This is a genomic window from Bacillota bacterium (genome assembly GCA_013178045.1).
Taxonomy (GTDB): Bacteria; Bacillota; Ch66; order Ch66; family Ch66; genus Ch66.
In genome coordinates this window covers 137,816-158,845 of the sequence record JABLXP010000004.1, presented here as the reverse complement: position 1 = coordinate 158,845, position 21,030 = coordinate 137,816, and the positions used below count along the sequence as shown (strand labels likewise).

Sequence of the window (21,030 nt, the reverse complement as noted above, 5' to 3'; positions counted from 1 at the left end):
CTTAAACACCGAAATTAAGGTAATTGATAAAAAATTCAGTAAAATCTGCCCGGTTAGCCAGTTCGATACGTTTCGCCTTCCTGGCGATCTGGTCGGCGATGACCCGGGCCTCGGATGATACAAGGGCTATTTCCGCCCCCAGCAGGGCAGCATTACCCACCAGGGTAACGCGATCGGCGAAACGGGGTGGAATCAACCCGATCCTGACCGTACTCGGTATATCGAGATATGTACCGAACGTACCTGTCAGTATAACTTCAGCGATTTCCGGCTCTGAGGTTTGGAGTTCCTTGAGCAGGGTCTCTACACCGGCCCGGATCGCTCCCTTTCCCAGCTGAAGTTCCCGAATATCCTGCTGGGTAATGGAAATTGCGCGGCCATGCGCCGACATTTCCGCTGGAACCAAGATAAACTCCCGTTCTCCCTCACTGACAGTCAAGCGCGATCTCACGCCAATCTCTGCTGGGACTTCATCAACTTCCAGGAGCCGGCCGGTTTTGTCGACCAAACCTACCCGGTACAGTTCGGCAACAGCTTGAATCAGCCCTGAGCCGCAGATTCCACAGGCCGGGCCTTCGCCGATGACGGCTATTTCAACTTCATCGTCGATTATTCTAACCTTCTCGATCGCTCCGGTCGCGGCCCGCATCCCGTGGGTGATTCGCCCACCCTCGAAAGCCGGGCCGGCTGCCGTCGAGCACACCCAGAGGCCGGCCGTCGACCCCAGCATAATTTCCCCATTGGTGCCGATATCCAGGATGAGTTTCACCTGAGCACTGTCAACAAGACCGGTCGCCAGCAAGACGGCGACCGCATCCCCACCGACAAAACCACCTATGTTAGGGAGAAAATGCAGGTTGGTCCCTGGGGTTAAATTAAACCCGAGTTCTTCTGCACACGCCCAGACCGAATGGCTGACCAGCGGACGGTAGGGAGCCTGACTCAGGCTGACCGGATCGAGCCCCAGCATCAAGTGATGCATGACCGTGTTACCTACAACCACCCCTTCCTTGATTGCGGAGATATCTAACCCGACCATTTTGATCAACCGGCCAATGATTACATTAGCTGCCGCCACCGCTTCCCGCTGCAGTTGTCGACGTTCTGCCTCCCCTTGCATGGCAAAAGCAAGGCGAGACAGGACATCTGCCCCATGAATGACCTGGGGATTGAGCTCGGCAGCCAGCGCCATTCGTCGGCCGGTATGCAACTCTACCAGCGAGCCAGCAATCGTGGTTGTTCCCAAGTCCAGAGCCACGCCATACCCCTGACCTTGACCAGCAACCGATAGCTCACCGATTCGCTCATCCATCACATCAATTTTCCGACACACCTCACGGGTCACTACCGGCAAACTTACCTCCAGGGGCTGGTTAACCAGGACCTGACAGGCCAGCCGCATTCCGTCCATGATCTCTGCCGCGGAAAGAATTTCCCTTTCGTTAGCAGTTACCTCAAGCCGAGGACTAATCCGTACCCGGCACTTACCACAGGTTCCCAGCCCGCCACACGGAGTTTCCAACCGCCAGCCGGCCAGGGCAAAAGCTTCTCTTAACGGGCGGCCGGGTTCAATCCACACGATCCGTTCTCCGGGTTGAAGTTTTATCTCGATCTTCTGTTCACCGCTCATCTACTACCCACCCGGCTTTAAGAATTTGCTAGCGATAAAATCGGCGAGTCCTACGGGGTCATCAAGGGAAAAACAGGGGATCCCCAAATTCAATGGAACGTCGCTCGCTACGGCCAACAGCTCACGCGGAGAACAGACCAGTTCTGATTGGACAGCCGAACGAAAAACCTCGATTTTGGGTTGCGGTCCCTGTTTATACCCCTCCACAATGATTAAATCAACATCGGTCACCAGAGCCGCCACCTCAGCCAGGGACATTTCCCTGGACAGTTTCTTAATCATGGCCACTTTGGTTGGCGAAGCCAAAACAACGGTATCGGCTCCCGCCCGAGCATGGCGCCAGGTATCCTTCCCCTCGCGATCAATTTCAAAATCTCCGTGATGGTGCTTGAGTGTGGCCAGACGATATCCTCGGGCTTTTAACTCCCGGATTACTTTTTCGATCAGCGTAGTTTTCCCTGCGTTCGATTGCCCAACAAATCCGACCAGCGGTATCATCGTTCAATCACCCCCGGTTGTCATTCTAATGTTATGCGGTAGCCGTGGGTATAGACATTGAGACGTCGACCGCGCGCAAAGCCCACCACCGTAACCCCAACCTCATCAGCCACCTTTAGAGCCAGGTCGGTGGGAGCAGAACGCGACACGAGGATCGGAATGCCTTGCTTGGCCACTTTAATTAAGATCTCCGAAGAAATCCGGCCACTGGTAACGAGAAATTTATCTTCCAGCACCACCTGTTCCCGGAAGCAGTGACCGATGATCTTATCAACCGCGTTGTGCCGGCCAATATCCTCCCGGTAAAGCAACATCTCCTTCCCCGAACACAAAGCAGCACTGTGCACGCCGCCGGTTTCCCGGTACAACTCAGAACACAACTGGAGCTGTCTGATCAGGTCCAGGAGCACTCTGGCAGACACCTGGAGTGAACTTTTAACCGGCGTGCACATCTGGGCATCCATCACATGATAGAAAGTCGTCCCTTTACCACATCCAGTCGTGAGGTAGCGCTTCATAAACGTCTTTTCGGCGACCAGTGCCGGTCGAGAGGTGTTGACCCAGACCTGGCCCGTCTGATAATCGGCTTTGACCGAGACAAGGGAAGCCAGGTCTTTAAGCAAACCCTCCGAACTTAAAAAACCGACCCCCAAATCCTCAAGATATTCAGGGGTACACAGTAAAGTAACCAGTTCCTGTTCATTAAAAAAAATCGTCACGGGAAATTCCCTGACCACCTGGTCCAAAAATCGTTCTGTCACCAATTTGTCGTCAGAACCCTGGACTATCCGGTTCACCAGGTGTTGAGTGATTCTCTGCTCCACACGAGTCCCTTCTTTCACTTGGACTTAGTATAGTTATTTCCACATAATGATATAAAAACCTGCACCATCACATATTTCTGCGGAAAATGGTAACACTACTTTTGGAACAAAAAAGCTTTGTAAGGAGGCGAAATCTTTTGGCAAAAACAGTAGCCAGCACATTTGCATCTCGTGATCAGGCGGAACGAGCCGTAAACGAACTACGGCAGAAAGGGTTCGACCGTGAAATTTCCATTGTTGCCAAAGACGAAAAAGGTGATCTCAAAAAAGACATCGGCGCTCCAACCATGCGGGGCGACACAGTAACCGACGGGGCCACGACCGGTGGAGTACTGGGTGGTCTGGCCGGTCTGGCCGTCGGAGCTGGAGCTCTAGCGATTCCGGGGCTGGGCCCAATCGTCGCCGCGGGTCCAATCGCGGGGTTGCTTTCCGGGGCGGCAACGGGCGGTATCGCGGGTAGTCTGGTTGACTGGGGCATTCCCGAAGCTGAGGGCCGGCGGTACGAAGAAGATATCAAAGCCGGCAACATCCTGGTGGCCGTGCGGACTGATGACACAAAAGCCAACGAGGCTTCGGAAACACTGAAAAAGTACGGCGCCAATATCGTCAAAATCCATTAACCAATACAAGAAAACAAGCCCTGTCGAAAACACGACGGGGCTTGTTGTTAACAAATTTGTTATTCAGCACTCAATCCGTACAGCAAAATGTCATGCAACGAATCCACCAGTCGATCAAAGACAACCTGGTCGCTGAATTCATCGGGAAACCACAGAGCACTGAGCGTACCGGCCAGAATGAAACCAGCTGCTTCAGGATTGACCGCCCGAAATTCTCCCCGCTTGATCCCTTCCTCGATCATTGCTTTCAGTTGAGCGATTTTTTGCCGCCGCATGGAGATCATCCAGTTCTTCAGGTCCTGGCTGATCCAGCTGTGGTCACCAAACGCCACTTTAGCCAGGTCTTTATGTTTCTGAGTAAATTCCAGGTGCAGTTGGATTAAACGGACAATCTTACGCCGGATGGTCTCTTCCGCCGCCAGGTCTTTCTGCATTCGTTCCCCGTAGAGGAGGACACACTCCCTGAACATTTCCTCAAACAACTCTTGTTTACTGGAAAAATACTCGTAAATCGTCCCCTTGCCGATTCCAGCCGCGACGGCTACGTCTTCAACCTTAGTCTGGTGAAATCCATACTGGGAAAATACAGTTATGGCTGCCTCCAGGATCAGACGTCGTTTGTCTTTTTCCTCCCGACTTTCCGCCATCATCTTCCCCCCCAGGCCCCTTCCATTCAACTACATTCCACTACTTGCAGACGATGCGCTGCTACCAGTCGATAAGTCAAAGAGGTTGTATTTGAACTTGGCTTTGGCCAGGTTATAGTCATAAATGGCCTGCAGGGCTTTGTCTTCCGCTTGACTCAAGGCCAGGGAAGCATTGATGGTTTCCAGACTGGTCGCCAGACCGACCTGGTAACGAAGATTGGTCAGACGAGCACTTTCCTTCGCCTGCTCGACGGCTTTCTGGTACATTTCGACCATGTCTTTAGCCGCCTGGAGGGTATTGTAAGCCTGGTAGATCTGGAGAGTGGCGTCCTTCACCGCTTGATTGTATTTAATTTCTGCCTTATCCACCTCTATCTTCACCAGTTGGTACGTATAAACGTTTGGTGCCCAGTACTTACCGGCACAAGCAAGTTTCAGTTTGGCTGAACTCAGGTTTTCCCTGGCTTGAATTACGGATAGTTGATTGTCCACCTGCTCGGCTAAAACCCGGTCCAGGTCAACCTCAATCGGTTCGTAGCTGAACTGGCTGCTCAGGTTAAACGGCTTCTTCAGGTCAGTCCCCAGGGTCTTGTTGAACGTCATCTCAACATAGTCTTTCTGATTCCGCGCCGCGGTCAGCTCGGCTTTCGCTTGAGCTACCTGCACCTCAGCAGACAGGACATCATTTCTCGCCACTGTGCCAACCTGGTAATTCAGCCGGGCCTGCCGTAGTTGTTCCTCCGCCCGCTTAAGGGCCGCCTCTTTAATTTCTACTGCTCGGCGTGCCTTTAAAACATCGTAATACGCTTTTTCTGCGCTCAGCCGAATGGAATTAAGCTTGATTTCGTAAACCTTGCCGGCGATCCTCAGCGCAGATTCACAAATTTTCGGGTTAACCTCTTTAACCAACGCTTTTTCATATGAACCAGGGTTCTCATCAATTTTTCTTGCCGCATCTATTGCCGAGTCCAGATCGACGCTGGCCTTGTCGCGGTCCAATTTGGCCTGTATAACTTCAGGGTTGTTCGCCAAGGCCAGATCAATACTCTGTTCAAGCGATAGAGTAACAACTTCCGGCTGCGGTAGGGCTGGTTGGCCCCCCTCACCTGGCTGCCCTGGTTCCTGGTCTGGTCCGGTGATAGCTTGGTTACTCTGCTCTGGCGCTGCCGTGGCCGGTATCGATTCCTGCTCGGCCGCTGACATCCCCACGGTGAAGCCCAGCAACAATATCCCCAACAGTATGGAAACCCCGATTTTTTTCATTGGCTTTATCCTCCTTGTTGTTATTAATTTGTTTTTATTGAGCTACCGACGGCATCCCAGTTAACCGTCGTTTGAGCCGGTTCTTAATCCGCAGGCCAAGATCATCAAAAATAGTGTACACGACTGGTACCAGGACCAGCGTAATCGCCGTCGACACTGTTAAACCGCCGATGACCACCGTCGCCATGGGGGCCTGACTCTCCCCGCCTTCGCCAAAACCAAAGGCCAGGGGCAGCATCGCCAGGATGGTGGTCAGGGCCGTCATTAGAATCGGCCTGAGCCGAACCGGCCCTGCCTCCAGGATTGCCTGGTTCCGCTCCACGCCCCGCTGACGGACGGTATTGATGTAGTCAACCAGCACGATGGCGTTGCTGACGACGATCCCCGCCAGCATGATCACACCAATGAAGGCTGGAACGCTAAACGCCCGCCCGGTCAGGAGCAAACCAAGCACAATCCCAATCACCGCCGTCGGCATCGAGAACATGATCACAAACGGATGAACAAGTGATTCATACTGGATCGCCATCACCATGTAGACCAGGATAATCGCCAGCAATAAAGCTAAAGTAAGACTGCTAAAGGACTCCCGCATCTCTTTATTCTCACCACTATATTCTACGCTGTAGCCAGGTGGGAGATTGAGTTGATCCACCCGGGCCCGAATATCCTTCATAATGCTGTTTAAGTCACGGCCGCTGATGTAACCGGTAACGTTCACCACCCGGACCTGGCTTTCCCGGTTGATGACATTCGGGCCGGTCGCCAGGTCTAATCTGGCCAGTTCTGATAGGGGTACCGACATCCCCATTGGGGAGGCAACCGTCAGATCGCGTAGGTTCTGCAGACTCTGTCTGGCATTATCGGCCAATCTAACCCTGATGTCAATCTCATCGCCGCCGCTTCGGTAACGGGTGGCCACCTGCCCCTCAATCGCTGTCTGAACAGTGTTGGCTACTTGTGCCGCGGTGATCCCATACAACGAAGCCTTCTGGCGATTGACAATCACTTGAACCTCGGGCTGCCCTTCGCTCAGACTGGTCTTAATCTCGCGGGTACCCTCAACCTGCCGGGCGATTGCGGCGATCTGCTCCGCCAGATCCTTCAAAACATCCAGGTCATCACCTTTTATGGCAATATTGATCGGGGTACTGCTCGGCATCCCGGCCGTTTTCGGGTCAACCGCCGAGACCTTGATTTCCGCACCTGGAATCAGCGCGACTTTCTGACGAATATCGTCCGCGACAGCAATATCAGTTCTTTTTCGCTCACTTTTCTTGGTTAGCATTACCTGTAGACGAGCTATATCAGGCTGAGAAGCGCCTGTGGAAATCATCTGACTTCCGTCGGGACCAACGCTGACAAAGACAGTTTTCACTTCTGGTACTGACTTCAGGATGCCCTCGATCTGTTCGGCTACTTTATTCGTCTCTGCTAAAACTGTCCCTTTGGGCATCTGAACCTCAATGGATATTTCGCCGCTATCCATTGCCGGGAGAAATTCGGCACCAATGAACGGCGTCAAGGCCACGCTAACCACCAGGAGCACCACAGTAATTACAATCACCCGCCGGCGGTGTTCCAAGGCCCAGGCTAGCCACACCCGATACCGTTGGTTTAACTGCTCCAGTTTATCTCCCCACCAAATGTTCGCCTTTTGTAAAAATCCTCTCGCTTCACCGGGCGGAATCGTTTCAATGGTTAGCGACTTAGAAGCCAACATTGGGACGATCGTCAAGGCTACAATCAATGATGAAAAGATAGCAAACGAGACAGTCATCGCCAGTTGTTTAAAGAGAATGGCCGAAAATCCTTCCACAAAAACAATGGGAAAAAATACAGCGATGGTCGTGAAGGTCGAGGCCATAACCGCGTTGCCCACCTCGGCACTGCCCAGCCTGGCCGCCTCATACAAACTGTATCCCTGCTGACGGTGGCGGTAAATGTTTTCTAAAACCACAATGGCATCATCCACCATCCGCCCAATACCCAAAGCCAAACCACCCATGGACAACAGATTCAGTGTCAACCCGGCGAAATACATCAGAATAAATGTTGAAATTATCGACAGCGGGATCGCCAGGGCAACGATAAAGGTACTCCGCAAGTTGCGCAGGAATAGGTAAAGTACAACCACTGCTAAAATGGCACCCACCACGGCATGACGTTCCACAGTACTGATCGACTGTTTAATATAATCAGACTGGTCAAAAACAAAGTTGATCTGAATATTCTGATTCGGATGCTCCCGTTTAATCTGGTCAATCTCCCTTTTAACCGCCTCGACCACCTTAACGGTATTGGCGTCGGACTGTTTCAAGATGTGCAAACCGATACTCGGCTGGCCGTTCATGCGTGTCAACTGCGTCACATCTTTGTAGCCGTCCACCACGGTAGCTATGTCTCGTAGGAAAACCTGCCCGCCTTGTGGTAGAGAAATAACCAAGTTTTTAATCTCGTCAATACTCTGAAACTGGCCCAGGCTGCGAACGAACAACTGCTTTTTGGCATCTGTCACCTCACCACTGGAAAGGTTAAAGTTGTCAGAACGCAGAATCGCAGCCACTTGACTGATCGATAGCCCGTAGCTCTGCAGCTTAATTGGGTCAACCAGTACTTTTATTTCCCGCGTCAAACCACCAGTGATCGCCACCTGGGCCACCCCGTCAATCCTCTCCAGGCGGCTCTTGAAATCATCTTCCACGAGTCGCTGCAGTTCCGCCAGATCCCGGCCGCCGGATATCCCCATCTGCAGCACTGGCATCATGGAGGGGTCCATTTTGATGACCATCGGGGTCTCAATCTCATCTGGGAGGTATTTCTTAATCAAGTCAACCTTTTCCCGCATCTGTAAGGTGGCAAAATCCATGTTCGTTCCCCAGTTAAACTCCACAATGACCACCGAGGCGCCTGGGCGCGTGATGGATCTAATTTGTTTGACATTGTTGATCGTTCCCAGGATTTCTTCAATCGGCTGGGTCACCTGGTCTTCAATCTCCAGGGGTCCTGCCCCACCGTAGGTCGTGATTACTCCAGCTACTGGTAGTTTAATGTCAGGATACAAATCAACCGACAACCGGCTGAGGGAAATCGCTCCCAAAAGGACAACAATTGAGACCAGCATTAATATTGTTACCGGTCGGTTGACAGCTAACTCGGAGAGTTTCATGAATTTGCCCCCTCAGTGACAACCTGGACTGGCATTTGATTCTGCAGCGAGTTCTGGCCGGTCACCACGACCTCTTCTCCAACGTTCAGACCACTGATAATCTCTACGGTTCCGTTGCTGGTAAGGCCGACTTTAACCTCCCGCTCAATCGCTTTGCCCTCTTGAACAACGAAGACAATCGTCCGGTCAGCTCGTTTAAGCACCGCCTCTTTCGGGATGACAATTACATTTTCCCGTTTTTCCGTGCTCAATTCTACTTCGGCAAACATCCCCGGTTTGAGCAACTGTTCAGGGTTAGGAATCTCAACTTTTACCGGGAAGGCTTTGGTCACCGGATCCGCAGCTGGAGCAATGGAGGTCACTTTTCCCGTAAAAGGATTAGTCGATACCGCTGGCACCTTCACCTTAATTTCCTGACCAGCCTTTAGCTTGTTGATATCACTTTCGGCTACATTGACCTCAACCGAGACTTTGCTGATGTCAACGATGTTGACCACCGGCATGCTCGGCGATGCCATCTCGCCCACTTCCACACGAACGCTGGAGATCAGACCGGCCTGAGGGGCTTCAATAATGGTGTTGCGGTACTGGGTACTCATTAAATCCAAAGTCGCCGCCGCCTGCTGAACCTGGGCGCTGGTCGCTTCAGCATTCCCGCGGGCTGCGTCTAACTGGCTCTGGGAAACCGCACCATCCCGGAAAAGTTCTTCCATGCGTCTCAGGTTCTGCTGCGCAACTTGAGCGTTGGCTTGACACATATTAAGTGTTGCTTGCGCCTGTCTGACCTGGGCTGCAAGCTCAGCTCCGTCCAGTTTAACCAGCACCTGCCCTTTCTTTACCACATCGCCTACCTTAACCGGGACTTCTGCCACCTTCCCGCTGGCTTTCGGCACCACACTGATATCCACCGCAGCTGCGATCTTGCCGCTGTAATTGGATGCCGAAATGATGTCACCGGTACTCACCTTGACCACTTTAACTGGAGTTGTTTTGGAAGCCATCGTGCTTTTGCTACTGCTTTTACCACAACCGGCAACAACCACCAATGCTCCCAACAGAACCAAAATAATTCCTAAATTGGTAATCCTCCTCACACCCGTCCCTCCACAAATTAATCTCAAACCGACCGGCCAGTCGGTCACCTAACTTCATTATCGAGTGGTTATATTAAAGTGTCAATCAGTTTTTTATAAAATCTTGAAAGAAAATCCGCTGGCAGCCTTCAGTCACGTTATGGCTGCAAAATACGCCGGCCAGGCACTGTGGTCCGGGTTCTGAAACAGGAACCCGATCTGACGGGTAAGCTGGCTGGTTTTGGTCTTAGCTACGTCCAGGTTATTGACCATCACTCTGCCGGCGGTTGGTTTTAGCAGACCGTTAAAGTGCTTTAAGAAAGTGGTCTTTCCTGCACCGTTTTGCCCGATGATGGCAACAAACTCACCATCCTTAATGGTGAAATTGAGTCCTTTTAAGATTTCGCTGCCGTTGTTATAACGATAACTCAAGTTTTGCACCTGTCAAATAGAAGGTTTGCTCGAAAATATCATCATCGAAGAAGTTTTCCAGGAGATTACGGAAGCTGGATACGGTTCGGTCAAGTGTCCGTTCTAAATGTTTTTGCCTCCCGATCCCATTCAGTGAAATCCGCTCAAAACCGATTCAGACTGGAAAAGGGGAGACAACCACCACGGTTGCCTCCTCGTTGTTAAGTCATCTCACAGATATCCCTTCTCTTTAAGTATTGAACGTGCCACCTCTTCGTCACCATCCGCCACCATAATCACTGGACCGGTACAGCCCATCCCTAAAGAAGCGAAGATCCCTGACTTCCAAACCTCGCGCACCGCATCCTCAATCGCCAGTACGTCGATCCCCCTAATTTCTCTGGTCGCCGGGACCTTCATCGGCGGTGGAGCAATATTTTCATTCTTTGTCTCTGGCGTTGAAAACCTTCCCAGGATTCCCGTCAGGCCGCATTGATTGGCTTTGGTATACTCTTCACGGACCTGGGAAACCAGATCCCCGCTCACCATCTGCCCGACATAACCAATCGCGTTGGCAATCACCGAAGCACCGGAGGCCCGGGAAACGATCCCTATATAACTGGTGAAATCTTCTCCCACGCCGGGGCCGTATCCAAAACCAGTTGTCTCGTACGTACCTCCGGTGGTCATTGCGCTCAGGAGTTTCACCAGCAGGTTACCGCTCAGGGTATCACAGACTAGCACATCGGGCGTACCTACCAGAACGTCATTCCCCCGCATCAGAGGACCTCCATCCTGGCGACAGGAAGTTGCCCATTCAAACTCGTAGCCTCTCGCTTTCAAATCGCTTAAAGCTCTCTGCACCTGAACTGCGCCGTCGACGTTTAAAAGTCCCACACTGGGTTTGGTTATACCTAACGTCTTCGCCACGGCCAATCCGGCAACGGCATTCTTAATCATGGCCGCTACCCGGTGGCTGGCCATCATACCGGTAGTTGTTGCCACCAACATCTCCCGCCCTGTCCCAGGTGCAATCAGACGCCCGACGGTGGCCGTACCCATGGGGAAGTCATAATGCATGGTTACGGCCGCGTCAACTTCACCGTCAACTAACAGATTAACCATCTTCTCATGAGCTTCCTTTTCGCTGTCGGCCTCGACTAGAGGAAGCCTCGTGGATGTGGCCGGCCCTACAAGGATAACACGAACAAAGGGAAAACGTTTCTCCGCCAGCTCTGCCCCTCTCAGTACCTCGGTGGGACCGTGTTCACTGCCAATTGTTGTCACACATACCGACACCTTACGAAAGTGCCCTTCCATTAGATCGGCTAGTTCCTTCAGGGTTTCGGCAACCAGATGACGGACGGGTTGGTTTGCCATCCTCTTCACCTCCCTGGTCGATCGCTTTCACTTAACAACTCGGCCACCTGCCGAAAAGCAGAGGCAACCATTGCCTTTAACTCCGCTCTTGAGGTGCTGGATTCCCCTGACCCGGTACGGCCATCATTACGCTGAAGGATAAAAGACACGCCGTCAAAGAGATTGGTCATTCGGCCTAAAAACAAACTTCCCTTGGCGATGAACATCGCTTTTTCAATCTTGCCAGCGATTATATCTTCACGGGCATGCCCGAGGTATGGAATCCCCGATGGAATATGACCCTGCGTCGGAGCATACCCTGGGACACCGCGCTCCTCAACAAACTGCTGAATGTCGTTACGCTCGATCTCACCCTTCAGGACAGCCAGCGCCGCGATCATACGGTAATTAGCCCGGGGTACATCTCCCGCTCCAGCCGGTTCAGTTATTTCAGGATTCTGCATCTCCGCTGCATACCTGTCGATATCCATAATCTTAAGCTGGCCCCGCTCTAAAGGTTCGGTGACAATTGACTGCATAACTAATTGTGGCGAAGCACCGGAGCCAATCCGATGACATCCGATCAGGTCTGTTCTGAGCAGAGGATTCCGGCCATCATCTGGACAAATGAGTAGGGCAAAACCGCCTATCACGTCCTCGAGGATTGGCACACCTTTGGCAACATGGTCACGCCCATTCATACCCAGTTTGGCCACACTACCTCCCGCGACGACCATCACCGACTTAAATACCCCGGCCTGCACCAGTGCCGCGGCCTGAATGATGGCGTGGTTGGGAGCAGCACAAAATCCACGCGTATCCGAGCCCGTCGCGGCCTGACAACCGCACATCTCTCCGATTGCTTTAGCAAAGTTTCCCCCGCCCCGCTGATTCATATCACCGCAGGCTTCCTCCGAACACTCAATAATGTATTCTATTTCTATTTCCGGTTTTTCGGATAATAAATATTTACCGGCCATCACCGCCGAGGCCTTTGTCGCTAAATTCTCCACCATCACGTGGGCGGCCAGGTTATGGTCCCAGTCATGGGCCTGTTTTACACAGCCTATCAGCCGTTCATCAATACTCAACGGAATTGCCGTTCCTCGTCCAACCAGTTCTTCAATATGGTGCTGGGAAACACCTGCCCCTAAACGCTCCAGTTCTTGGGTGCTAAATAGAGGGTGGTTTTCCAGGGCCCGCCTTACTCTATCGGTAAAACCGTTTTCTAAAATCACCAGGTCAAATGTATCTACCATTTTCATTACCCCCAAAAACTCGTCCTCCGGCATAATTTCACCGAAACGGCCGAAACGCTGAGCGTTTGGAAGCAAATGTTTGTACCACGGTTGGGGAAGTGCCTTTAAATCTTCAGGCTTGATGTTCCCAATAAAGGCTTGATTTGGTGCATACCCAACCACTTCCTCATAAGTGCGTAAGCTGTTCATTAAACTGCCCAGATAACTCCCCTGGGGATTTTTTACCCGCTCCAACATCTGGGTTGACCCACATTCAGTCAATAGACAAGGAGTGTGCGCCAGGAAATAACTTACTTTGGACACAACCGGGTAAGACATAAAGCACCTCCATGTTGATCGGGCAACTGGAGAAAAGGTTTAGGCCGAAGCCTAAACCCCAAACTCCTCCCGAATCTTCTTCATCTCGCTCTTAATTCTATCGACGTCCAGAACCATTTCCATCATCGCAATTTGGGTTTCGTAAACTGCCGGATCAATCTCGTTCTTAACTTCATCTTCCACAATGTGATAGACCTTGAGTCCCAACTGGACTCCCGCCAGTGGACCGGCAAAGGTCGGGTCACCGTTAATTACGGTTTCTGCAGTAAGTCCGGCCGCCTCGGCTTCTGCACTGCCAAGGATAACGATAATGTCGTCAGCACCGTACTTTTCAACAGACGATTTTACCCGCGCCTGATTTTCCAGGTCCATGGCTCCCGCTGCAGTTCAAACGAAGCACTCGGTAGCTGAAAACAGGATTTCTCCACCTGCCGATCTTACACACTCCTCAATCGCGGGACCTGGAATACCGTCCCGGTCACCCAGCACAATAATTTTCTTTCCCTTAATCATTACCCTTTTCACCTCTTTCATCAAGTTGATTTGCACGTTTTCAACAGCTAGCGTAAAAACAACCGTTCAGGGTCGCACACCGTCCGGAGAATATGAAGTTCCTCCTCGCTGGGAGGTGTAGCTTCAATAGCCCTGGTTAAGTCAACCTCAAAACCCAGCTCGCTTTGAATGACCTCTGGCGTAAAGCCTGGATAATAACTGTGCAAGTACATTTTCTTGGTCTCTTCATCAAACCGGAAACTAGCTTTATTAGTGATTACGATTGATGGGCCGCCTCCGGGCAGGCCGAGTCGCTCGCGTCCGCCTGGCCCATCCAAATATCCGGGTGTGGTTACGTAGTCAACCTTCTCGACAAACTTACGTTTGCCTAACTCCATAAAAATCATGGTTCGGCCAACGAATGTTCCCACGTCACATGCTCCCCCGCTACCACAAAACCGCACGGTTGGACTCCTGTAATCTCCCAGCGAGGTGGAGTTTAGATTTCCGTAGATGTCAATCTGGGCTGCACCAAGAATTCCAAGAACGTTTTTGCCGGTGATTTGGTTTTGCATCGTAGCGAACGATTCCGCTAAACCGGCCAGGCGCGCCGCTTTGTTCATAATTCTTGGGTCCGCGACACTCAACGGAGTTTGGTCAAATTGGACATCGATTGCCCCAGTCTCAAAGAAGATTATAACGTCGGGTGCAGTAATATTCTTGGCAGCCATTGCCGCGAGCATAGAAATTCCTGTACCGCAAAAGACAATGTCGGTATTTTTAATCTCCCTAGCTGCTATAATCGTCATCATCTCTTGCAGGCTGTACTCGGCCACACTACTCACCTCCTTTTTAAACTCCGATTGTATCCGTACTCCTGGTCTGCCCGAAGGCGCTCAACTTTATCTAAGCCCACTAATTCCAGAAATTCTTGCCGATTCCTAACCCCAAAAACATACTTATCCAGGTAATCTTTCCACAGGTTTTCATCCCTGGCAACCTTGGGGTAAAAGTCAAGTAAAAACCAGGGATCATAATCGTAGTAGCCGTACACAGCAGTAGGATAAGCTCCCCATGGAACTTCAACCACAGCGCTTACTTGAAAACTAACAATTTGATTTCGTTCGGGCTCCCGGCGGAGCTCATCGGTATCAACAATTTCCTCACAGGTTACAATCACATGTTTTGATGCTTTGGCCTGTTCAACATCAGAGTAAATCAGGCCCATGAGCCGGACATTTCCAAAGGCATCCGCTTTTTGGGCATGGATAATGGTGACATCCGGCTGGAGCGCTGGTACCAGTACTACCTGATCAACTTTGTCCGTCCGGTTGAACGGGTTATCCATAACGATAAGTTTCTTCAACGGTAGCCGCGGATCTTGCAGCCGATATTCTTCGTCAAACCCCCATTGGTTGATGATATCTGTTCCAAGCGAGGAATATGATAGAAGGAAAGGAACCCCCATGGCACCGGCCATAAATCTTAAGGTCATCTGGTAATTAGAATAGTCCTCAACTTTAAGGCTTCCATTTTCGATACTTTTTCGAAACCGGAAGCAAGTCGGTGCAAATCGACCGTTTCCACCATAGGCGATCTCAATCCGTTCAACGCAGCCACCACCGATCAGTTCATCAACTGCCTGGCCATTTGAGCAGGCCACAACATGAAGGTTCTTGATCCCCTTTCGAATAATCTCGTGGACTGCGGCCATCGGGCACTGGGTAGCAGAAAACCCACCGAACGAAATCAGGTCTCCGTCATGGACAAATCGGTCAACGGCTTCAGACAAAGTCATTACTTTACTTGAAGCACACATGGCTTCACCCCTTCCCATCTCTACCGTTTCCCAGCTACGTTCTCCCTAAATGGTTGCTGATACCCCTCGGTTTGGCCTTTGAGGATATACTCTGCGGCCAGCCCAGCCGCATCAACAACAATCCGCATACAATTACGGAAGCGATTTTTATCCTGCCACTCGGGATAATCGCGATTAATCTCCTTGCAATCAAGCATTCCCACGATTTGGCGAAATTCGTGAGGGATTTGATTAAAGAAACGGTATAGACCCGGGTTACCGTACAAACGGTCAACCCGTTGGGCAAAATCACCTTCCAACGGGTTGCGTCTCCCGTGCGCTCCACCCACTGCCATGATCGCTCCCACCAGGGCACCACAGTTATTCCCACTCAAACCCATTCCGCCACCAAACCCGGTAGCCAGGCATACCATTTCCGGTGCAACGTCGATCATCCCAGCATCGATGATGGCCTTAAATACTGACTCCGCGCAATTCAAACCATCTTTAAAGTTCTGCCGCGCATTATCTCTGGCCTTTTGAATCAACTCTTGTTCGTTCATATCGGAAACCCCCTCTAAAGCCTGAAATACATAACCTTAAATAGTCTCAAAAGTACCCTCATGGCCATCCTCCTGGAGCAGCTGAATTGCCTTCTGCACATAACGGCGACGCATGGCCTTCTCGGCCTGTGGCTCCAAATGGGGATCACCTAGTGGACTGGTAATTGAAAAGCCGCGGATCAACCTTGATACCCCAACCATCATAGCCACGTCTACAACAGAAGTAATATGAACAGTCGGGATGCCCAATCGTTCAATTTCCTTCGCGATCGTTGCCCCGCAACGAGTACTTGTGCCTCATGTTGAGGTAAGAATCACCGCGTCAACCCCACTGTTATACAATTCCTTGGCGATCCCTTTGCCCATATTTCGGGCGCTTTGAACGGTGGTGGTATTGCCTGATGTGGAATAAAAGACCGGCAGCAGGCTGCCAAATACTCCTTCCGCTTCCATTTCTTTGAGGACATCCAGCGGAAGTAGGCGGTTGAGGTTCTCGCGGATCTCGGTTGGGTGATAACCCGAATGGGCTACCTGAAACTGACCACCAAAAATTTCTTCAAGATTATAAGCCGCGAATACCGTGTTCTGGCTTACCTTGAAGTTGTCAGGATTTCCTCTGGGCACCACCCCGCCGTCAGAGACCAAGGCAATTTTGGCCGTTTTGATGTCTTTGACCGGGGGAGCCGGCGGTATCTGCTCAAACTGGGGAATAGGGAGTTCCGTCTCAAATGGCTGGTTCCTAATTTTGGCCAGCAACATCTCAATACCCCTTACGGCCCCGCTTTTTTCCACATATTCATTTTTGACGACCCCCCTGGGTAAATACCCTTCGTACGCGGCACTACCAATGGGCTCCCGTCGCAATAATTTGCGGGCCAGATTAACCATTGTGCTCATGGCTTCCTTCATGTGGCTGGCGTTTATGCCGGTCTTAACTACATACACATTCTTTCGGTATAATTCGGCTCCCGGGTTTTCTGGAAACATGCCGGTAACAGCCGGGATGCCTAGTCGACCCTGAACCGCGCTCGCGATCGCCCCACAGGCAATGCCATACCGGCCCGCATTAAAGGCCGGCCCAGCAATCAACACGTCCGGCTTCAGTTCCGTGATGAGCTTCAGTCCCTCGTTAACAGCTTTCTCCACGTTCTCGGCAAAGTAGTTGTCACCACAGATCACCGTAGCTACTACTTCACCCTCATCGCCAAAAAGTGATTTTAAGAGCACAGCCGGCCCAACCGGGCCTTCTTTAACCAGAAAACCCATCCCGGCCTTTTCCTCTCCGCCCTCCTGGCCAAAAAATTGATTTACATAACACACAATCCGCCATTTCTGATTTACCAAAGTTATCACCCCTTTCTGTCTGGTTCCGATTAATACTCAACGGCTTTGGCGCATGAAGCACCCAACTGGTTCAAACTGCCGCAGATGAATCTCTGCTCCACTTCGAGCTTTTGACCAGCGGTCTGCTTGCGGCTATCACTAAAAACTGGCGTTTCGGCCGTCCCACCCAAGATCCGATCCAGGGCTGGGAATTCCACCCGTTCAAAAATTACCCCCGTGTTTACGATGGCGTTCAGAGCGGGGTCATTAAACAAAACCTCCGAATCTAAAGAAGCCTGGGTGTTCAAGATTTGAATTAAAAGTGAAGTCTTGACGCCCAGCTTTTCACACTCCGACGCTGTAGCCCCTAGGTCAACATTAGGTGCTCCACCAAGGGCTTTGGTCATGATCACGCCGTCTGCCTTCAAGGTGTCATGGACCAGGTTGGCCGCCATCATTGCGGCCAAGGCGCGACGTACCGGCTCCATACTACAGACTCCAACCACCACGCCAACAAAGTTCAGGTCTTTGCCGTGTCGACGGAAAAGTTCCGTGATCACCGGATGGTTTTGAATGGAATAGGACTCCATCATGCGTATGGTATACCCACTTAAAACCGCCCCATCCAGAATCTCGTTGGGATTAACGACCAAAGGGAGAGTGGTAGCAATAGGATATCCATAAAAAATTGGGTCGGGAATTCCTTTTGGATCGTGCTGCGGGCTGTAGACTTGATAATAGTAGGCAACTCTCGGCAAATCAGGGCTAATATTTTCCGTGGTATCTGTGTCAAATACCTCTACTTCATCGGCGTGCTCGGTAATGCTAGCCTGAGCCAGGTATACGGCAGCCTTTAGCCCAGCCAATTTAACCGAGCGAGCGTATTCCAGATCGGGTAGATCCCCGTTAGGGATTGGGTCGATAACCACGTTCAACGTCTTGCCATACCGGCCAAGTTCGGCTGCTGGACCGGCCATATCGATCAGGGATTTCGAGTGGATCCAGTGGGGATGACGATCACAGAAAACAACCGCCACCCCCTTCAATGCTCGCGTCACCCCTCGACCTGCAGAGACAGTCCTTCCCAATACACCAGGAAAATCAACACCACCAGCAATCTTACACCTCGGTTCCACCACGTCTACCACATTGACGATCCGCGTGCAATCACCCGGTTTGGCTAATTCGACGTGAACGCTCTTAAAATTCTCGTCCTTAGCCAAAATACTCGTTAATTCTTCCTTATTGATATGTAAAACATTGTTCTTCACAATAGTCTTGTCACCAAATCTAACGTCAGTTATCTTGACAGACTCAAACCGTAGTTTCACGCATTGCCGCCCACCTTTCTTCACGAGCTTGAGATCGCAAATTGTCGAGACCTAATGTTTTTAAACCTTAAGTTTGTCACCAAATCATTTTTTAACTCCTGGTCTATCCTCATCACCGCCTCTCAGTTTTGAATGACTTTTCTCAACGATGCTTCAATTTTTCCAATGTTAAGATCATTTCCGATAAGACGTTCGACTTCTTTTCCTTCCTTGAAAAAAAGAAACGTTGGCAAGCTCATCACTTTTAGGCCGATGCAAAAGCGGCGATTCTTTGAAGTATCAAATTTAACTATCTTAACCTGCCCAGCATACCTTTGGGCCAATTCCTCCACCAGCGGCATCAGACCTAGACACGGGCCGCATTGCGGTCCCCAGAAATCAACAACTACCGGCAAGGGGGAATTAATAACTTCGCTTTCAAAAGTTTCACTGTTAACTTCGATCGTCTTCCCCTCGTATTTTGTCATCCCGTCCAACCACCTTTCTCGACTTTACATCTTTGTCCTAACCTGTTAAAGTTATATCCCAGTTCATCTCACCTCCAGCAATTCATGATTATAGGTCCCAGAAATACCAGCCGATAAAAACAGTAAAAGTTAGTTTATGATGTGAATTTAAAAAATAAGCCACTACCCAATTTGCCTTTATTGTTACATAGATAGACAAGGTCTTTTTTTCAGGCAATATACAGATAGTAGCTCAAACAAATATATTCTTCAGTGTGCAGTTGTCAGAACTCAAGATAAATTGGCATTATATCGTTCTCGGTGAAACATATCCTAGTTTACTGGAAATTTCTCGGGCTGCCTCTTTCACCAAAACAATGTATTGGTTAACCTCATCCGCTGTCCGATTACTCGGCGCAGTGATGGAAATAGACGCAATCACTTTACCAGTGGCATCTCGGATTGGGGCGCTGGCACCCAATGCATTAGAATAACGTTCTTCAAAACTTGTTGCATACCCTTGCTCCCGGGTCTTAGCTAGATCATTTTTCAGTGCTTCAATATCTGTAATTGTCCCCGGCGCTACTTTTTCCAGCTTAACATTTGTCAAATAATCATCCAGTTCTTGTGGTTCCAGGAAAGCCAAAATAGCCTTCCCCGACGCCCCCACATAAAGCGGTGATTTATGCCCTGTATAAGCAACAACTCGTACGTCTTTCTTGCCATGCAAACAATCAATACAAAGACGTTCATTGCCATTTCTGATGTTCAAGTACACCGTCTCGCCGCAGGCATTCCAGAGCTTTTCTAAGTATGGTCCCGCTACTTTCTTAAGATCAAATCTTTCGGTAACCGTCATGCCAAGTTGAAGCAGTTTAAGCCCCAAGTCATATTTTTTAGTTTTTTCGTTATAGTCAACAAAGCCTTGCTTAGTCAGAGTATTCAAAATTCTGAGCAGGGTAGCCTTAGACAAACTAAGCTTCCGGCTCAATTCAGAAAGCCCCTGCACGTCTTCCTGCAAAGCCTCTAAAACTGCCAGAGCCCGTTCAACTGCTCGAACCTCCACCTTAAGTCACATCCCTGGTTCATTTTATGAACCATCGGTTCATATTTATTTCTAGCTTAAAAATATCATAGACAAGATATTTTTTCAAGCGATACTTTACAGGGTTCCATTTTCCACTCCCCCCCTGATGGCTTGTTTCAACTGCCGCACCAGCCTGGCCACCTCAGCCAACATCTTCGCCGGGTCAGCGGAATACTGCTCTACCACCCTGACGATGGCGCTACCGACAATCACCGCGTCCCCCAGGCGGGCCAGCCGGGCCGCCTGCGCGGGATTAGAAATCCCGAAGCCGATTGCCAGCGGCTGGGTACAGCAACTTCTCACCCGCTTAATGAAATCTTCAATATCGGCTGGGACATGATCCCGCACCCCCGTGACGCCGGTCAGGGAAACACAGTAGATAAACCCCGGCGCGGTCTGACCAACCCTGGCCAGCCGTTCACCCGTACTGGTTGGCGCCACCAATGGAATCAGGTCCAACCCGCGTCGGTGAACCTCTTGCCTCAATTCCTGACTTTCTTCCGGGGGTAAATCCGGGACAATTACGCCATCGACCCCCACGTCGGCCGCTTCGGCAGCAAATTTAGCCAACCCGTACTGCAGAACCGGGTTGTAATAAGTCATCAAAACCAGGGGAATCTCGGTTTGCGTCCTGAGCTGGCGGACCAAACCCAGGATGCGCTCCAGACTGGTTCCTCCCCGGAGGGCCCGTTCCGAAGCCCGCTGGATGATCGGTCCGTCAGCCATGGGGTCAGAAAAAGGCACGCCCAGCTCAATCAGATCCGCCCCGGCCTGTTCCATGGCCAGCACCAGGTTGGCCGTGGCGGCCAGGTCCGGATCGCCCGCCGTAATAAATGTAATCAAGCCTTTCTCTCCGGTCTGCCGTAACTGGCTAAACCGGGCGGTGATCCGATTCGTACGCTGATTCTTCAGGTTCACG

Annotated in this window: 20 protein-coding genes; 1 reads left to right on the top strand and 19 read right to left on the bottom strand. The window is 51.0% G+C overall.

The window, feature by feature from the left end; all coding sequences use genetic code 11:
• Window position 1: 1 nt before the first annotated feature.
• Genes HPY81_04180 through fdhD form a run of 3 tightly spaced genes read right to left on the bottom strand, consistent with a single transcriptional unit; the run spans window position 2 to window position 2,940 of the window.
• A complete protein-coding gene (locus HPY81_04180) occupies window positions 2-1,630 on the bottom strand; it encodes a DUF4445 domain-containing protein (GenBank protein NPV26657.1) in 1,629 nt (542 codons plus the stop codon).
• Window positions 1,631-1,633: 3 nt separating this feature from the next.
• On the bottom strand, window positions 1,634-2,128 hold the full coding sequence (gene mobB, locus HPY81_04175) for a molybdopterin-guanine dinucleotide biosynthesis protein B (protein NPV26656.1): 495 nt from the start codon (window positions 2,126-2,128) through the stop codon (window positions 1,634-1,636).
• A gap of 20 nt (window positions 2,129-2,148) precedes the next feature.
• Window positions 2,149-2,940 (bottom strand): formate dehydrogenase accessory sulfurtransferase FdhD, encoded by a 792-nt coding sequence (fdhD, locus tag HPY81_04170; GenBank protein ID NPV26655.1) that lies wholly within the window; start codon window positions 2,938-2,940, stop codon window positions 2,149-2,151.
• Between the two features lie 98 nt (window positions 2,941-3,038).
• Here fdhD and HPY81_04165 point away from each other — a divergent pair, with 98 nt between their 5' ends.
• Window positions 3,039-3,572 carry a DUF1269 domain-containing protein gene (locus HPY81_04165; protein NPV26654.1) on the top strand — a complete coding sequence of 178 codons (534 nt, stop codon included), beginning with the start codon at window positions 3,039-3,041 and terminating at the stop codon, window positions 3,570-3,572.
• A 59-nt stretch (window positions 3,573-3,631) separates the two neighbouring features.
• Here HPY81_04165 and HPY81_04160 read toward each other — a convergent pair whose 3' ends face one another.
• The 16 genes from HPY81_04160 to HPY81_04085 form a co-directional block, all read right to left on the bottom strand.
• Entirely contained in the window at window positions 3,632-4,219 is a 588-nt protein-coding gene (locus HPY81_04160; GenBank protein ID NPV26653.1) for a TetR/AcrR family transcriptional regulator, read from the bottom strand.
• A 30-nt stretch (window positions 4,220-4,249) separates the two neighbouring features.
• On the bottom strand, window positions 4,250-5,482 hold the full coding sequence (locus tag HPY81_04155; protein NPV26652.1) for a TolC family protein: 1,233 nt from the start codon (window positions 5,480-5,482) through the stop codon (window positions 4,250-4,252).
• Window positions 5,483-5,516: 34 nt separating this feature from the next.
• A complete protein-coding gene (locus HPY81_04150) occupies window positions 5,517-8,651 on the bottom strand; it encodes an efflux RND transporter permease subunit (protein ID NPV26651.1) in 3,135 nt (1,044 codons plus the stop codon).
• Window positions 8,648-9,745: an efflux RND transporter periplasmic adaptor subunit gene (locus HPY81_04145; GenBank protein ID NPV26650.1), complete on the bottom strand. Its 1,098-nt coding sequence runs from the start codon at window positions 9,743-9,745 to the stop codon at window positions 8,648-8,650. The genes HPY81_04150 and HPY81_04145 overlap by 4 nt, the downstream gene beginning before the upstream one ends.
• A 132-nt stretch (window positions 9,746-9,877) precedes the next feature.
• Window positions 9,878-10,165, bottom strand: a complete 288-nt coding sequence (locus tag HPY81_04140; GenBank protein NPV26649.1) for an ATP-binding cassette domain-containing protein — start codon at window positions 10,163-10,165, stop codon at window positions 9,878-9,880.
• 201 nt (window positions 10,166-10,366) lie between these two features.
• On the bottom strand, window positions 10,367-11,515 hold the full coding sequence (locus HPY81_04135) for a glycine reductase (protein NPV26648.1): 1,149 nt from the start codon (window positions 11,513-11,515) through the stop codon (window positions 10,367-10,369).
• A gap of 5 nt (window positions 11,516-11,520) precedes the next feature.
• Entirely contained in the window at window positions 11,521-13,071 is a 1,551-nt protein-coding gene (locus HPY81_04130; GenBank protein NPV26647.1) for a glycine reductase, read from the bottom strand.
• 51 nt (window positions 13,072-13,122) lie between these two features.
• On the bottom strand, window positions 13,123-13,584 hold the full coding sequence (locus tag HPY81_04125; GenBank protein ID NPV26646.1) for a glycine/sarcosine/betaine reductase complex selenoprotein A: 462 nt from the start codon (window positions 13,582-13,584) through the stop codon (window positions 13,123-13,125).
• A gap of 47 nt (window positions 13,585-13,631) precedes the next feature.
• Window positions 13,632-14,375 carry a ketoacid-CoA transferase gene (locus HPY81_04120; GenBank protein ID NPV26645.1) on the bottom strand — a complete coding sequence of 248 codons (744 nt, stop codon included), beginning with the start codon at window positions 14,373-14,375 and terminating at the stop codon, window positions 13,632-13,634.
• A gap of 29 nt (window positions 14,376-14,404) precedes the next feature.
• Window positions 14,405-15,382, bottom strand: a complete 978-nt coding sequence (locus tag HPY81_04115) for a CoA transferase subunit A (GenBank protein NPV26644.1) — start codon at window positions 15,380-15,382, stop codon at window positions 14,405-14,407.
• Window positions 15,383-15,402: 20 nt separating this feature from the next.
• A complete protein-coding gene (locus HPY81_04110; GenBank protein ID NPV26643.1) occupies window positions 15,403-15,924 on the bottom strand; it encodes a hypothetical protein in 522 nt (173 codons plus the stop codon).
• A gap of 36 nt (window positions 15,925-15,960) precedes the next feature.
• On the bottom strand, window positions 15,961-17,190 hold the full coding sequence (locus HPY81_04105) for a glycine/betaine/sarcosine/D-proline family reductase selenoprotein B (GenBank protein NPV26642.1): 1,230 nt from the start codon (window positions 17,188-17,190) through the stop codon (window positions 15,961-15,963).
• Between the two features lie 107 nt (window positions 17,191-17,297).
• Window positions 17,298-18,578 carry a hypothetical protein gene (locus HPY81_04100; protein ID NPV26641.1) on the bottom strand — a complete coding sequence of 427 codons (1,281 nt, stop codon included), beginning with the start codon at window positions 18,576-18,578 and terminating at the stop codon, window positions 17,298-17,300.
• A 122-nt stretch (window positions 18,579-18,700) separates the two neighbouring features.
• Entirely contained in the window at window positions 18,701-19,045 is a 345-nt protein-coding gene (locus HPY81_04095; GenBank protein NPV26640.1) for a thioredoxin, read from the bottom strand.
• A gap of 286 nt (window positions 19,046-19,331) precedes the next feature.
• On the bottom strand, window positions 19,332-20,090 hold the full coding sequence (locus HPY81_04090) for an IclR family transcriptional regulator (protein NPV26639.1): 759 nt from the start codon (window positions 20,088-20,090) through the stop codon (window positions 19,332-19,334).
• A 96-nt stretch (window positions 20,091-20,186) separates the two neighbouring features.
• Window positions 20,187-21,029, bottom strand: a complete 843-nt coding sequence (locus HPY81_04085) for a tryptophan synthase subunit alpha (protein NPV26638.1) — start codon at window positions 21,027-21,029, stop codon at window positions 20,187-20,189.
• Between the last annotated feature and the right edge of the window lies 1 nt (window position 21,030).

Bases quoted from the DNA above. Each gene is read 5' to 3' on its own strand.
- HPY81_04180 (NPV26657.1), bottom strand. From the start codon at position 1,630: ATGAGCGGTGAACAGAAGATCGAGATAAAACTTCAACCCGGAGAACGG.
- mobB (NPV26656.1), bottom strand. From the start codon at position 2,128: ATGATACCGCTGGTCGGATTTGTTGGGCAATCGAACGCAGGGAAAACT.
- HPY81_04165 (NPV26654.1), top strand. From the start codon at position 3,039: ATGGTAACACTACTTTTGGAACAAAAAAGCTTTGTAAGGAGGCGAAAT.
- HPY81_04160 (NPV26653.1), bottom strand. From the start codon at position 4,219: ATGGCGGAAAGTCGGGAGGAAAAAGACAAACGACGTCTGATCCTGGAG.
- HPY81_04155 (NPV26652.1), bottom strand. From the start codon at position 5,482: ATGAAAAAAATCGGGGTTTCCATACTGTTGGGGATATTGTTGCTGGGC.
- HPY81_04150 (NPV26651.1), bottom strand. From the start codon at position 8,651: ATGAAACTCTCCGAGTTAGCTGTCAACCGACCGGTAACAATATTAATG.
- HPY81_04135 (NPV26648.1), bottom strand. From the start codon at position 11,515: ATGGCAAACCAACCCGTCCGTCATCTGGTTGCCGAAACCCTGAAGGAA.
- HPY81_04130 (NPV26647.1), bottom strand. From the start codon at position 13,071: ATGTCTTACCCGGTTGTGTCCAAAGTAAGTTATTTCCTGGCGCACACT.
- HPY81_04120 (NPV26645.1), bottom strand. From the start codon at position 14,375: ATGATGACGATTATAGCAGCTAGGGAGATTAAAAATACCGACATTGTC.
- HPY81_04115 (NPV26644.1), bottom strand. From the start codon at position 15,382: ATGTGTGCTTCAAGTAAAGTAATGACTTTGTCTGAAGCCGTTGACCGA.
- HPY81_04110 (NPV26643.1), bottom strand. From the start codon at position 15,924: ATGAACGAACAAGAGTTGATTCAAAAGGCCAGAGATAATGCGCGGCAG.
- HPY81_04095 (NPV26640.1), bottom strand. From the start codon at position 19,045: ATGACAAAATACGAGGGGAAGACGATCGAAGTTAACAGTGAAACTTTT.